General features: G+C 64.7%; 11 protein-coding genes. 7 read left to right on the top strand and 4 right to left on the bottom strand.

Features of this window, described 5'->3' with window-relative positions; translation table 11 throughout:
- Positions 1–3: 3 nt before the first annotated feature.
- From IVA80_RS14980 to IVA80_RS14965, 4 genes are all read left to right on the top strand, one after another.
- Entirely contained in the window at positions 4–1,758 is a 1,755-nt protein-coding gene (locus IVA80_RS14980) for an MFS transporter (protein WP_247431078.1), read from the top strand.
- Between the two features lie 331 nt (positions 1,759–2,089).
- The gene (locus IVA80_RS14975; RefSeq protein WP_247431075.1) at positions 2,090–2,653 is read left to right on the top strand and encodes an HdeD family acid-resistance protein; all 564 of its coding nucleotides are present in this window, start codon (positions 2,090–2,092) and stop codon (positions 2,651–2,653) included.
- Positions 2,654–2,715: 62 nt separating this feature from the next.
- Positions 2,716–4,011, top strand: coding sequence for an amidohydrolase family protein (locus IVA80_RS14970; RefSeq protein WP_247431164.1), 1,296 nt, complete (start codon positions 2,716–2,718; stop codon positions 4,009–4,011).
- A gap of 482 nt (positions 4,012–4,493) precedes the next feature.
- Entirely contained in the window at positions 4,494–6,104 is a 1,611-nt protein-coding gene (locus IVA80_RS14965; protein ID WP_247431072.1) for a CYTH and CHAD domain-containing protein, read from the top strand.
- A 123-nt stretch (positions 6,105–6,227) separates the two neighbouring features.
- On the opposite strand, the gene IVA80_RS14960 is transcribed toward IVA80_RS14965, so the two are convergent.
- The 4 genes from IVA80_RS14960 to IVA80_RS14945 form a co-directional block, all read right to left on the bottom strand.
- Complete coding sequence (locus tag IVA80_RS14960) at positions 6,228–6,851, bottom strand: transglutaminase-like cysteine peptidase (RefSeq protein ID WP_247431070.1); 624 nt, start codon at positions 6,849–6,851, stop codon at positions 6,228–6,230.
- Positions 6,852–7,181: 330 nt separating this feature from the next.
- Positions 7,182–7,793 carry a PilZ domain-containing protein gene (locus tag IVA80_RS14955; RefSeq protein ID WP_247431067.1) on the bottom strand — a complete coding sequence of 204 codons (612 nt, stop codon included), beginning with the start codon at positions 7,791–7,793 and terminating at the stop codon, positions 7,182–7,184.
- A gap of 69 nt (positions 7,794–7,862) precedes the next feature.
- Positions 7,863–9,029: an MFS transporter gene (locus tag IVA80_RS14950; protein ID WP_247431064.1), complete on the bottom strand. Its 1,167-nt coding sequence runs from the start codon at positions 9,027–9,029 to the stop codon at positions 7,863–7,865.
- 51 nt (positions 9,030–9,080) lie between these two features.
- A complete protein-coding gene (locus IVA80_RS14945; protein WP_256467396.1) occupies positions 9,081–10,328 on the bottom strand; it encodes an MFS transporter in 1,248 nt (415 codons plus the stop codon).
- A 353-nt stretch (positions 10,329–10,681) separates the two neighbouring features.
- On the opposite strand from IVA80_RS14945, the gene IVA80_RS14940 reads away from it, so the two are divergent.
- From IVA80_RS14940 to IVA80_RS14930, 3 genes are all read left to right on the top strand, one after another.
- Complete coding sequence (locus tag IVA80_RS14940; protein WP_247431061.1) at positions 10,682–11,833, top strand: zinc-binding dehydrogenase; 1,152 nt, start codon at positions 10,682–10,684, stop codon at positions 11,831–11,833.
- A 116-nt stretch (positions 11,834–11,949) separates the two neighbouring features.
- Positions 11,950–12,378 (top strand): VOC family protein, encoded by a 429-nt coding sequence (locus IVA80_RS14935; protein ID WP_247431158.1) that lies wholly within the window; start codon positions 11,950–11,952, stop codon positions 12,376–12,378.
- Positions 12,379–12,694: 316 nt separating this feature from the next.
- A complete protein-coding gene (locus IVA80_RS14930; RefSeq protein WP_247431059.1) occupies positions 12,695–14,668 on the top strand; it encodes a DEAD/DEAH box helicase in 1,974 nt (657 codons plus the stop codon).
- Positions 14,669–14,774: the final 106 nt, after the last annotated feature.

Genomic DNA, 14,774 nt, shown 5'->3' with positions numbered 1-14,774 from the left:
CCGATGCTGGAAGGGATCGGCGGGCTCATAGCCTGGCCGCTCGCAACGCCGACCAAGCCGGAGGACGTCATGGCCACGCAGACAATGTCGATCGGTGGTATTCACCAGGAGGAGCGGGCATCTTGGGTTCCCATGATCGCGATCGCGCTCGGTCAGATGATCATGTCGTTCAACGTGGCATCGCTGCCCGTGGCGATGGGCGGAATGGTTGCGAGCTTTGGCGTCGCGCCGACCACCGTAGCGACTGGAATTGTCGCTTACTCGATGCTGGTCGCGGGTTTTGTAATGCTCGGCGCCAAGCTCGCCCAGCGGTTCGGCGCTTTACAGGTGTTCCGTTGCGCGGTCGTGCTGTTCTTCGTCTCGCAGCTCATGATGACGTTCAGCCCGTCGGCCGCGGTGATGATTTCGGCGCAGGCGCTGTGCGGCGCAGCAGGTTCGGTGATCGTGCCTTCACTTGTGGCGCTAATTGCCGAGAATTATGCCGGCCGCCAGCAGGCGACCGCGCTGGGCGCGCTCGGCTCGGCGCGCGCAGCCGCCGGCGTCCTCGCCTTCGTCGTCGGTGGCGTGCTTGGTACCTATATCGGCTGGCGGCCGGCGTTCGGCATTTTGATCGCGGCCTCCGCCATCGTCCTTCTGATGAGCTTCCGCCTCAAGCCCGACCGCGGGCGTCCTGACGTGCAGATCGACCTCGTCGGCGTCGCGCTCGCCGCGAGCGCGATCATCCTCATCAGCTTCGGCTTCAACAATCTGAATGGCTGGGGCCTTGCAGCGGCGACACCGAATGCACCGTTCGATCTGCTTGGCGCTTCGCCCGCGCCGGTCATGATTGTGCTCGGCATCGTGCTTGGGCAGACCTTCCTGCTGTGGACGCACCGGCGGCAGGCCGCGGGCAAGACCCCGCTGCTGCCGCTGGAGGTGATCGATTCGCCGCAGGAACGTTGCGCGGTGTTCGCGCTGTTCGCGGTGGTCGCGCTGGAAGCCGCGCTGAACTTCACCGTGCCGCTCTACATCCAGATCGTGCAGGGGCGCTCGCCGCTGGCGACCGCAATCGCGATGATGCCGTTCAACCTCACGGTCTTCTTCTCGGCGATGCTGATCGTGAATGTCTACGAGCGGCTGACGCCGCGCCAGATCGGCCGCTATGGCTTTGCGCTCTGCACCGTCGCACTGGTCTGGCTCGCTTTCGTCGTGCGCAACGACTGGAGCGAGGTTCCCGTCCTGTTCGGGCTCGTCCTGTTCGGCATCGGCCAGGGCTCGCTGGTGACGCTGCTGTTCAACGTCCTGGTCACGGCTTCGCCGAAGACGCTCGCCGGCGACGTTGGCTCCCTGCGTGGCACGACGCAAAATCTCGCCGCCGCAGTCGGAACCGCAGTCGCAGGTGCGCTTCTGGTCGGGCTGCTCAGCACCATCGCGCTCGGCAAGATCACGGCGAGCCCCGTACTGACGCCGGAGCTTCAGGCCCAGGTCGATCTCGACAATATCACCTTCGTCAGCAATGAGCGTCTGCGGAGCGCGCTGGAACGCACGAACGGGTCACCGGAGCAGGTCGCAGAGGCCGTGCGCGTAAACACCGAGGCGCGGCTGCGCGCACTCAAGATCGGACTTCTCATCATGGCCGGTCTTGCGCTGATCGCGATCATCCCGGCGGGACGACTGCCGAATTATCTGCCGGGTGAGATCCCCAGCGATGAGGCCGCGGCAAAAAACGTGAGTGAAGAAAGCAGGCAGGGACCTTGGGAAGGAGAGCCTCATGAGTGAGATGGATCGCCGCGACGCGCTGCGCACATTGTTTGGAGGCGTGGTCCTCGCAGGTGCCGGCGTGAGCCTGTGGCCGCAGGACGCCGTTGCCTTGGCGGACGTGTCGCCAATCGATCACCCGGTGCCGACCAGGCGCGAACCCGCCGGCCTCACCTATGCGCAAGATGCGCGTCGGCGGCCGGCTCCGGTCCATCGCCCACCTCATCGGCCGCCGCACCGGCCACCGCATCGGCCGCCGTCGTGGCATCGGCGACGCCGGCGCTGGGACTGTTGGTGGCATCGTGGCCGCCGCCATTGCGGCTGGCGTTGGCGTTAACCGAGGGAGGATGACATGACGACTTACGACCATAGTGCGCCGATGGGCGCGACTGGCCTGCCGCAACCGCCCCGCTGGGTTTGCGTGCTGCTGGGTCTCTTCATGGTGTTCGCGGGACTGATGGTGCTGGGCGACATCGCGTTCTTCACGGTGGTCAGCGCGCTGTTCATCGGCTGGATGGCGATCGCGACCGGCGCCTTCGAAATCTTCCACGCGTTCTGGACCAAGGGATGGGGCGGCTTCGTCTGGCAGGTGGTGCTCGGCATCCTCTACATTGCCTTCGGCATCGTTCTGGTCAGCCAACCGCTGACCGGCGCGCTCCTGCTGACCTATGTGCTCGGCGTCGCCCTTCTCGTCTCCGGCGTGGTGCGCATGCTGATCGGCATCGGCCGCTGGCAGCAGGGCGGTGTGATCATGCTGGCGTCCGGCCTGTTCGGCGTGCTCGCAGGGCTCGTCATCCTCACGGGCTTTCCGATGACCGGGCTTTGGGTGCTGGGAATGCTGCTTGGGATCGATCTGTTGTCGCACGGCATCGGCTGGCTGACCTTTGCGTGGCGGCCCGCGGCTGCAACTGCATAACGTCGCGGGGACTGAATATGTTGGAATTGAAAGCGCGGGCCGGACGCGCGGTGCTGCTTGCAATGCTTCTTTGCAGCGCGTCGCCCGCGCCGGCCCAGCAGGACTCTGCCGTCCTGTTCCGCAACGTCAAAATCTTCGACGGAAAGAACGGGACGCTCTCGGCCGCGTCCAATGTCCTCGTCAGGGACAGGAAGATCGAGAAGATCTCGACCGCGGATATTTCGGCCGCGGGCCAGGTGGTCGACGGCGGCGGCCGCGTCCTGATGCCGGGGCTGATCGACGCGCATTGGCACGCCATGCTGGTACGTCCAACGCCGATGGCCGTTCTCGCAGGCGATATCGGCTACAACAATCTGCTTGCCGCCAGCGAGGCGACGGCGACGCTGATGCGCGGCTTCACCACCGTGCGCGACATGGGCGGACCGAGCTTCGGCCTCAAGCAGGCCATCGACGAGGATCTCGTTGCCGGTCCGCGCATCTATCCCTCCGGCGCCATGATCACCATCACCAGCGGTCATGGCGATTTCCGCCAGCTGTCCGATCTGCCGCGAACGATCGGCGGCATGCTCAGCCGCATGGAGCGGATCGGTGGCAGCATGGTCGCCGACAGTCCGGACGAAGTTCGCGTGCGCGCGCGCGAGCAGCTCATGCAGGGCGCCTCGCAAGTCAAGCTCACGGCGGGCGGCGGCGTTGCATCACCCTTCAGCCCGCTCGACGTCTCCACCTTCACCGAGCCCGAGCTGCGCGCCGCCGTCGAAGCCGCCGATAGTTGGGGCACCTATGTCGCCACGCACGCTTATACGCCGGTCGCGATCCAGCGCTCGATCGCAGCCGGCGTGAGATGCATCGAGCACGGCCATCTCATGGACGAGGCGAGCGCGAAGCTGATCGCGGAGAAGGGGATCTGGCTCAGTACACAGCCATTCCTGGATATCTCCGGCGCCGCTGCGCTGGGACCAGCGGAACAGGACAAGATGCGGCAGGTGGTGGCCGGCACTGATCGCGTCTACGCGCTGGCGAAGAAGTACGGCATCAAGACCGCGTTCGGCACCGACGTCCTGTTCTCGAAGGCGTTGGCGGACAAGCAGGGCGCGATGCTAGCCGCGCTGACGCGCTGGTATACGGCGGCCGAAGCGCTGGCCATGGCGACGTCGACCAATGCCGAATTGCTCGGCCTGTCCGGTCCCCGAAATCCCTATCCCGGCAAGCTCGGTGTGGTGGCGGAAGGCGCGCTGGCCGATCTCCTGCTGGTCGACGGCAATCCGCTCGACGACATCAAGCTGATCGAAAATCCCGCGAAGAATTTTGTGGTGATCATGAAGGACGGCAGGATCTACAAGAACGCGCTCGCGCACTGACGCGCACATGTGCGGGCGTGATCCTGCGAAATTCGATCGCTTCTGAGGCGAGACTTCCAGGCGTCTCCAAAATCAGAAGGAATTTTTCTGCTGGCGCCTTCGTCTCGGTTTCGAGAACGGCAAGATTCGCTACGAATTCGATCGCTTGCTTTGCTCGGCTGCAATTTAATTCGTAACGGCAAGCCGGGTTGCGACAAGCTCTGCCGGATTTTTCCGCTCGGTTCCTCGTGGATGATTGCGCGCCGCGGCGTAACGTGACTGTTCTTCGCGGGCGGCACCGGCTATAGCGTGACGCTGTGTCATTGAACTGTCATGTCACCGTAAATGCTAAAGTCAGACGCCATGCCGGCCCGCAAAACCCGAGCGCGCCGGATGGGAATTCTGTCCCGAAGGACGACAAGAGAACGCAATACGTCGCCGGCTTCCTCGGGCAGCGTGAACCGGCCGAGCCCGGCGCGGAAGCTGCGATCGTCGAGGGCGCCGTGATTGATCAGACGTCATCACAAGATGCCTCGCCCACACCGGAGCCAACTCAGTCGAACGCTGCCGCGCGTTCCGCCGGTGAAATCGAGCTCAAGCTTCTCGTCGATGCCGATCGCATGGCGCATTTTAACGCCGCGCCTGTCATCGCGGCGAACGCGCGGAACAAGGGCACGCGCAAGCATCTCAAGTCCATCTATTACGATACGCAAGAGCGCCTGCTTGGGCGCAACGGCCTGAGCCTGCGCGTCCGCCGGAGTGGCGCGTGCTTCGTGCAGACCGTGAAGACGGACGCCGCGGACGATCCGCTGCGCCGTGGCGAGTGGGAGGCGAGCGTGTCGTCGCTTGCGCCCGATCTCGGTCTGGCGATGCCTTTCATTCCGGAGAAGCTTCGTAGCCAGCTCGCGGCGCAGCCGCTCGAAGCCGTCTTCACCGCCGACGTCCATCGTTGTGCGCGGATGATCGACTTGCCGTCCGGCACGGTCGAAATCGCCTTCGATCAGGGCGAGTTGGTTGCTGGCGATCGCTCGATGCCGGTGAGCGAGATCGAGCTTGAATTGAAGAGCGGCAGCGCCAGCACGATCTACGAGGTCGCGCTGCGGCTTGCCGAGCACGGGGCGGTGAAGCCGTCCATCCGTACCAAGTCGGGGCGCGGCTTTGATCTTGCCGCCGGCAAGCCGCCCTCGGCACGCCGCCCGCGAAAACTTCGCCTCGATCCGTCGGTCACGCTCGACGAGGTCTTTGCGGCGATCCTGCGGGCCTGCTTCCTCCACCTGCTTCAGTCGCTGCCGGCCGCCGAGGACGGGCGCAATCCGGAAGGCGTGCATCAGCTTCGCGTCTCGCTACGTCGGCTGCGATCGGCGCTCGACCTGATGAGATCGGTCGGCGCGCTCAGCAATCTCGATGCGCTGCGGTCCGAAGCAAGATGGCTGGCGCAAGACCTGTCCGCTGCGCGCGACTGGGATGTGTTCCAGCGCGAGACCTTGCCGACGATCGCAAAGGCCTGTCCGTCGGTCGCCGGCTTCGATGCGCTGGGCCGGGCTGCGGCCGAGCGCTGGTCGGACGCCTATCGCAAGGCGCATCATGCGCTCGCTGATCGCCGCTGCGCCGTGTTCCTGATCGGCCTCGGAAACTGGATCGAGACGCGAGGCTGGCGCAACGACGTTGCCGCTGAGGATCTCGGCCAACTCGCCGAACCTGCCGTCAACTTCGCGCAGCGCATCTTGTCGGAGCAGTACGCCAAGGTGCTCAAGCGCGGCCGCCGCTTCAAGTCGCTTTCCGCCGAGGAACTGCACCAGGTGCGGCTCGCGACCAAGCGGCTGCGCTATCTCAGCGAGTTCCTGCTGCCGTTGTTCGCAGATCGCAAGTCCGCGAAAAAATTCTCCCGCAGGCTCGCCCGTTTGCAGGAGGAACTCGGGGCCTTCAACGATATGGCGGTGACCGCATCATTGCTCGACGGGCTCGGTGCCGAGCCCGACAGCGCGATCGCCGCGGCGGCGATCGCTGGTTGGCAGGCGCGTGCATCGGTCGGCGTCGAGCCCGCTCTGCAAGGCGTGTGGCGCGATTTCACCGCCGCGCGCGTACCCTGGTCGCGGCAGACACAGCAGGACTGATCGCTTTCGAGACCCCAAAAAAGTTGCGCCCAGCCATTGGGGGATGGCTGGGCGCGCGCGAACCGGTCTGGGACGGGGAGGGGTGGGGATGTGACCGGGTCGCGTAACTCGTTTTCCTGACTGCTAGTTCTTGGCGCTGGCGGTGGCGATCGCCGGCCTGGTGTCGCCGAGCGAGACCCAGACGTTGGGATCGCTCTGTGACTGGCGCTTGACGAAGCGGTAGCCGGTCTCCGTCCAGGCAACGACGTTCTCGTTCTGATTGTCGAGAACGAACTCGCCCCTGTCGGTCTTGACTGTCAGCACCGCGTGCCCTTCGCCCTTCTTGTCCCGCACGACGGTGATGAGCAGGGCCTCGCGCGGCCATCCGGCATCGATCAGCATCTTGCGCTTCAACAGCACGTAGTCTTCACAGTCGCCGTAACCATCCGATGGCAGCGACCACTTCTCGATCACGCCCCAGTGCTCCTGGTCGGTCAAAGGCTTGACGGTCTCGTTGACCCAGCGATTGACCTTGACGAGGTCGCGCCATGCGGCCTGCGACATCACGATGTCGCGCGCTTGCGTCGGCGCGCCCTGGCACTGGGCGGCATTATCCGCACAGAACTCGACCCAACCAATCGGCGCACGCGTGGTGTCGCCGAGGCTCGCGTAGAGCAGACGGCTTTCGCCGGCCTGCGCTGCCGCGCTGATTCCAAAGAGCATGGCGGCAAGCGCCAACCCTTTCCCCTGTGCCCTGAAGTCAAACATTGCGGCCCCCGTTTCTTGTTGGGACCACATTTCGCACGGAGCTTTTGAGTTGCCGCTAAGTCAGTCAAGTCAAGTCGAGACGAATGCAAGTAAAAGACGCGGCGAATTCGATCTATACTTGAATCGAATTCGAATAAAATCCGATATGACTCCAATTGACTCAAATTTTATCGATTAACGCCGAAACGCTGGCGGAATTGCTGTTTCGGCGCGCCGACAGGACTTGCGTTAACTGCACGAGGCCCGTCACGACGCACGAAAAAAGGCGGCGTCCGCATCGCGGAGGCCGCCTTCAGGCTGGAAACACAGTGGTTTTGGCGCCGTCGCGCTTTACCGCGCGGTAACGCTCTCTTCGAGTGTCTCGATCAGTTGCGCGTGGACGAACTCCAGCGCGAAGCCGTCTTCGAGGTTTCGGACCACGCGGCCCTGGACCCGTCCGAGCAGAACCGTCGATTTCAGCGGCGGGCGGTTCTCCGCGGCGATGGCCGCGCCGGACAGCGACAGATCGATGATGCGGCAGGTCATCTTGGTGCCGTCCTCGAGTGTCAGCACCGCGATCGGGTTGCGCGGCACGATACGGTCGTGGCGGCGGTCCTCCGGAAGATTGAGGATATCGCGGTTGGCGAGCCAGGTGAGCTGAGCGGCGAGCTTGTCGCGCTTGCGGGGCGTCGCTCCGACCGTCATGGCGAAGCCATTGTCGATGATGCGGGTAATCTTGCCCTCGACGCGGCCGATATGGTCGAGATAGGCGACCACGCGGTCGCCGACATTGCCGATGCCGGGCGCCAAAAGCGCCAATCCGCCCGGCGACATGTTGATCACCTGGCAGGGGAATTCACGGCGGTCCGGCAGCATGTAGCGGCCGAGCAGGTGAACCTTCACCCGCTGGAAACGCCGACGTTCCTCGGCGGCCGGAAGAAATTTTTTGTTCGCCAACGCCATTTTCACTACCCGACCCCCCGCCCGGGCGGAGTCCGGGACGACCCTAAGGTGCACAGGGTTAATGCTGCGTTATGATTTCGCGCGACGGTTACGGACAGACACAACGCGCTCGAAAAGCCACATCAGCGGCGGGCAGGCCAGCACCGCCAGCGCGCCGAGGTCGAGTGCAACCGCCGCAGTCCCGGCCGATTTGGCGAGCCAGCCGGCCACCGCCGGGCCCAGCATCATCGCGGCATAGAAAAGAGTGTAGAACACGCCCATGCCGATGGCTCTTGTCTCCGGCGTGAGCACACGGGCCGCAAGGCTCATGATGGGCCCGGCCGGAAGGCCGCCGATGAGGCCGATCAGGACGAGGATCGTGATCACCGCGTCCGATCGCGGCAGCCACGCCAGCAGCCCGGCCACCACGAGGCTGGCCGCGATCGCGAGCACGAGCGGGCGCTTGAAGCGATCGGCGAGATAGCCGCCTGATGGCACCGAGATCACCGACAGCCACATCACGAGGCTGATCGCCGAGCCTGCCGCCGCAATGCTCCAGCCGCGTTCGGCGAGCAGCGACGGGCCGAACGAGAAGATCATGGCGAAGCCGACATTGTAGAGTCCCCAGATCGTGCCCGCGACGATCACTGCCAGCAGCGCGAGGGGATCGAGCCGGCCTGAGCCGGCTGTGCTGGCCGTCGCTCCCGGCGGCGGCTGATAGAGTGTGATCAGCACCATACCGATTGCAGTGAGTGCGCCCGCCGTCAGGAACACCGCGCTTGCGCCATAAGCTGTGCCGATCGCCGGCAGCACCAGCAGCGAGATCGCAACGCCGGCCGGCCAGGAGTTGACGAAGATCGCCATGGCGGTGGCGATCTCCTTCCCGGCGAACCAGTCGGTGCCCATCTTGGTGAGCTGCACCGTCAGCAGCACGCCGCCGGCGCCGGAGACGAGCCGGCCCGCCATCTGCCAGCCCCAGATCTCGGTGGTTGCCATGACGAGGCTGCCGGCCGTCATCAGCAACAGCGCCGCGACCGTCGTCGGCTTGTCGCCAAGAGTCCGGCCGATCGCGCCGCCCGGCAGCGCCAGCACGACACCCGGCGTGAAGTAGAGCCCGATCAGGATGCCGATATCGGCGAGGCCGACGCCAAAGGTCTGTTGCAGCAGCGGTGCGACCGCCGCCACGCTCTGGAACTGAAACGCGATGGTGAGGCGCACGACGAACAGGATCGCAAGAATGCCCCAGCGATTGCGCAACGCCTCATCTCCTCAAGCCCATGTCGAGGGTGCGGTGGGGAGAGGCCGGAGTCAACCGGCTGTCTTCCTCGTCACGCGCCCATAGAGAAGACACAGCAGCGCCAGCAGCACCGTACCCGCCAGCCCGAGCGACCAGTGAATGCCGATCGCCGCGCCGAACAGGCCGACGGTGATGCCGCTGAAAGCCCGCATCCCGAGCCCGGCCATGTTGTAGAGGCCGACGACCCGGCCGCGGATGTCGGACGGCGCATTTAATTGCACCAGCGCTTGCGCCATGGTGTTGAAGGACAGCTCGAAGAAGCCGGCAAAAAACAACAGCACGATCGCAACCGGATAGATCCGCACCGAGGCGAAGCCGAGCAGCGCCACACTCCAGAGCATCGCGAGCGTGATCGCGGTGCGCGGCGTGCCCTTCAATCGTCCCAAGGATTCCAGCGCGATGCCGGCGAGCAGCGCGCCGGCCGCATCGGCCGCGAGCAGCACACTGTAGGACACGCCGGGATCGCCGTGGCCGAGATCGCCGGCAAACCCGGGCATCTGCGCGTGATAGGCGTTGCCGATCATGAAGGAGGTGAGGCCGGCGAGCCACGTCATTGCGGTCAGCACCGGCTGGGTGCCGATGGCGCGGATGGTCAGCATGATGTCGGCCAGGCCGCGCACGGCGAAGCGCCGCACCGCGACGCTCTTGTCGTGCACCGGCGCCCAGAACAGCCACAGCAGCATCGGCAGATAGAACAGCGTGTTGAAGATGATGCCGTGCGAGGTGCCGAGCGTCAGCATGATGATTCCGCCGACGGCGGGGCCAACCAGGATGCCGAGATAGCGCGCCATCGCGTTCAGCCGCACCGCGCTTGGCAGGTCGGCAGGGCCGACGAGGTCGTACAGCAGGAGTTGATTCGGCGTCTGCCACAGCACGCCGGCGCAGCCATGCATCACGAGCAGCAACATCGCGTGCCACATCTGGATCGTATCGGTGATGAAGAAGAAGCCCCAACCGGCCGAGGCGACGATGAACAGCAGCATGCCGCACTGGATGATGCGGCGCGGATCGATGCGGTCGGCGAGCCCGCCGACCGCGACCGAGAACAGCAGGAACGGCAGCCAGTGCGACAGCACCGCAAAGCCCGCCAGCGCCGGCGAATGGAATTTCTGGAACACCACCCAGTAGCTGATCACATGCTCGATGTTGTCAGCCATCATCGCCAGCACGTAAGCCAGGAACTGGAGACGGTAGGGCACGGACTTCATCGCCGCGAACGAGCCGGACGCGACGACGGGATTTTGGGGGAGGGGGTTCAAGTAGTCACCTGGGTGGGATTTGGCCGTCCCTACACGGTCGCGATCCGTCGCTCAAGACACTTGGGTGTGCCTGGAGATCAGCCATGCATCGCTGCCACACACTCCACCGTCATCCCCGCGCAACCGCGAAGCGGTTGTCGCTGAGGTGCGCGCCCTTGCGTGCCTCGAAGGATGGATCGTGAGCGCTAACCCGTAGCCCCGGATAAGCGCAGCGACATCCGCGTCGATCGTCTTCCCGCATATGCTTCGCTCATACAGGCTACAAGACCGCGGCTTGGCATCAACGCGCATCTCACATACGCTTCCTTTAGCCCGCACCACAATCATAACAGACGGGCATCGAGGAAACAGCCATGGAACAGATCCGCGTCTGCACCCACGCAGGGCCGGGCTCGGAGCCGGTCATCCGCACGGTGCCGTGGCCGAAGGTCGGCAGGAAGGGTGCGCTGATCAAGGTCGGAGCTTGCGGCGTCTGCGGCACCGACCTGCACATTCTCAAAGGCCACTGGCCGAAGCCTTTGCCGTGGCCGTTCACGCTCGGCCATGAACTCGGTGGCGTCATCGTCGAATGCGGCGACGAATTCACCGAAGACTTCATGGGCAAGCCGCTCAAGGTCGGCTCGAAGGTGATGATCCCGCCGCTGATGCCCTGCGGCCCCTGCTATTACTGCGTCCATTATCCGCAGACCGCGAACAAGTGCCTGACGCCAGTCTATTACGGCCGCTATCTCGGCTTCGACAAGGCGCCTCACATGTGGGGCGGCTGGGCCGAATATGTTTATGTCGATTTCGATATGCTGCCGGGCACCAAGATCTACAAGCTGCCCGACGACATGTCGCTGCGGCTGGGCGCGCTGTCCGAGCCGCTGACGTCCTGCATCCGCGCCTTCAACCGCGCCAGCCGTGCCGGCGGTTTCAGCTGGGGCGACACCGTCGTGATCCAGGGCTCGGGCCCGATCGGTATTCTGGCGGTCGCCGCCGCGCAGGAGATGGGAGCAGGGCGCGTGATCTGCGTCGGCGCGCCGGAAGAGCCGCGTCTCAAGCTCGCCCGCGAATTCGGCGCAGAAGCGACGGTGAACATCGAGGAGCTGACGTCGCCGCAAGATCGCATCGCGCGCGTGCGTGAGATCGTCGGCCAGTTCGGCGCCGATCTGGTGATGGATTGCTCGGGACATCCGACCGCAGGGCCAGAAGGCATCGAGATGCTGCGCGACGGCGGCACCTATGTCGAGATGGGTCAGTTCACCGATGCCGGCTCGATCGAGACCTCCTGGCACCGCATCTGCACCAAGGACCTCAACGTGCTCGGCTCCTGGGGTTTTACCGGCAACGATCTGCCGCTCGGCGTCGACATGCTCTACCGCACGCGTGACAAATATCCGTGGCTGCAGATGCAGACGATCTATCCGTTCACGGAAGCGGGCGTCGCGCAAGCGGTCAGGGACGCCATGGCGATGAAGACGGTGAAATCGACCATCGTGCCGTGGCCGGAACTGGTGGAATGAAGACTCGTGGCCCGGATGAGCGCAGCGATATCCGGGCCCGTTGTTGACGGGGCCTTCCCGCATTTCGCTGCGCTCATGCGGGCTACGTCCTGCGATGATTTGGAATGAAGGACACGATGATGGACGAACAAACAGGCCAACGAGACAAGCGCGGCCGCTCGCCCTTCAGCGCCATTCGCGCGATCGACTACACTGTCATCTTCGTGCGCGACATGGCCGCAATGCGCCGCTTCTACGAGGACGTTCTCGCCTTTCCGCTGCTGCGCGAGCTCTCGCCGAATTGGATCGAATACGGCTTGGGCGGCAATACGCTGGCGCTGGCGAGACCGAGCCGGACCGCCGCCGATGCGCCGACGCCGGCGGGCAGCGCCTCGCTGCAACTGGCCTTCAAGGTGTCCGCGGCCGAGGTCGATCAATGTGCCGATGAACTGGTGCGGCAGGGCGTGGCGCTGCTGTCGCCGCCGACGGACCAGTCGTTTGGTCACCGCACGCTGTTCTTCCGCGATCCGGACGGCAATCTCCTGGAGGTGTTTGCAGACATATGAAGGGTGGCGCTCCGGTAGCTTCGGCCGAGCGCACTCCCCACCACAATCGTGAAAATCCACCGCTTTGGCGCGAAATCTCGCTATATGCAGCAAATCGACCCCAAAACGCTTGATGTAGTGGGTCCGGCGGCCGGTAAGGCTTATTCTCGATGTCGCCGAAGCCATGCGTCATAGGCATGGTGATTTGTCCGCGCTTGGCGTAAAGAGCGTCCAAATCAAATCACCACCCGTGCAGCCGGACCATGTGCCGCGCACGAAAGCTTCAGGTCGCGCGGCTCAACGTTCCGCGCCTGGACCAACCAAGGTTTTTCATCTCGTGTCATTCCCGACCATTAGTCCGCCGCTCGCCCGAGCTTTGGCCGAGCGGAACTACGACCGTCCAACCCCCGTTCAGCTCGCCGTGCTCGCTGAGGAAGCGGCCGACCGCGACCTCCTGGTTTCAGCCCAAACCGGTTCCGGCAAGACGCTGGCCTATGGTCTGGCCATGGCCAAAGAGCTGCTCGGTAACGCCGAGCGGTTCGAGCGGGCGGGCGCTCCGCTCGCCTTGATCGTGGCGCCGACCCGCGAGCTCGCCTTGCAGGTCCATCGCGAGCTGGCCTGGATTTATCAGCACGCGGACGGACGCGTCGTCTCCTGTGTCGGCGGCATGGATCCGCGCCGCGAGCAGCGCGAGCTTGCCGCGGGTGCTCACATCGTCGTCGGCACGCCCGGCCGATTGTGCGATCATTTGCGCCGCAACCGTCTCGACATTTCGGAATTGAAGGTCGTCGTCCTCGACGAGGCCGACGAGATGCTCAATCTCGGCTTTCGCGAGGACATGGAATTCATCCTCAAGACCACGCCGGAGACCCGCCGCACCCTGCTGTTCTCGGCGACGTTTCCGCGCGGCATCGTGGCGCTGGCCAAGCAATATCAGCAGCAGGCGTTTCGGATCGAGGTCGCCGGCGACGAAGGCGGTCACGCCGACATCGAATACCGCGCCATCCGGGTCGCCCCCGGCGATGTCGAGCATGCGGTCGTCAACGTGCTCCGTTTCTTCGAGGCGCCAAGCGCCCTGGTGTTTTGCAGCACGCGCGATGCCGTCCGGCATTTGCAGGCGGCGCTCCTGGAACGCGGTTTCTCCGTCGTCGCTCTCTCGGGCGAATTGACGCAGAACGAGCGAACCCTGGCGCTCCAGTCATTGCGGGATGGACGGGCTCGCGTTTGCGTGGCGACCGACGTAGCCGCCCGCGGTATCGACTTGCCGAGCCTCGACCTCGTCATCCATGCCGATCTGCCCAACGACGCCGAGGTCATGCAGCATCGCTCGGGCCGCACCGGGCGCGCGGGACGAAAGGGAACAAGCGTCCTGCTGGTGGTGCCGGCGCGACGGCGGCGCGCGGAACTGCTGCTCAATCTCTCCGGGATCGACGCGGTCTGGGGCACGGCGCCGCAGGCGGAGGAAATCCGCAAGCTCGATCATGAGCGCATGAAGGACGTGTTGTTCACCGAGCAGACGACCGCCGACGATCTGGTCCTCGCGCAGGCGTTGCTCGCCGAGCGGTCGGCCGAGGATATCGCAGCCGCACTCGCGCGGCTCTATCGCGCGCGGCTGCCGTCGCCCGAAGACATTCTCGATCCCGGCGAGCGAAGCAGCCGGCCGCGCGACGATCGCGGTCGCGACAATGTCCGCGCGCCACGCGACGATGCCCGCACTTCGCGCGGCGATGATCGCCCCGAAAGGCCCCGATCCAAATCAGGAAAATCGTCGCCGAAACACGGCATGGCGGACGGCAGCGTCTGGTTCCGGGCCAACATCGGACGAAAAAAGAATGCAGAAGCACGCTGGCTGTTGCCGATGATTTGCCGTCGTGGCGGCATCGACAAGGGCGACATCGGCGCCATCAAGATCATGGACACCACCACCGAGTTCGAAATTTCCGAGCGGGTCGCGGACTCCTTCGCCGCCAAGATCAAGCGTCCGGACAAGGAAGACAATATTCGCCTCGAGCCGATGGCGGATGCGCCGCAGGGGCAGGCGCCTTCGGAGAAGCGGTCAAAGGCGCCTCGGCGCGACGGCGGCGACGGCGATCATCGGGAACGTCAGGGTGATCGTGCGCGCGACGCGAGTGAATTCAAACCACGCGGCAAGGCTCACGGCGAGCGCGGGCCGAAATTCGAGGATGCTCCGGCTTTCGGAAAGAAAAAGAAGCATCAGAACAAGCCGGGCCACGCGGAGCCGTCTCCGGTCACGCCGTGGTCTGTGAGGGGCGCGACCGGAAAGAAGTTGAAGAAGAAGCATCGCGGCTGAACTGCTGCCGTGCAGTGCCGACAGGAATGATGCCGCCGGATTGCACCGGCGGCATCTTCATTTCAAAATTCCGGTGAGATCAGCGGCCACCGCCGCCACCGGCACC

The organism is Bradyrhizobium sp. 139 (assembly GCF_023074175.1).
GTDB lineage: Bacteria > Pseudomonadota > Alphaproteobacteria > Rhizobiales > Xanthobacteraceae > Bradyrhizobium.
This window is presented reverse-complemented; position numbering and strand designations above follow the sequence as displayed.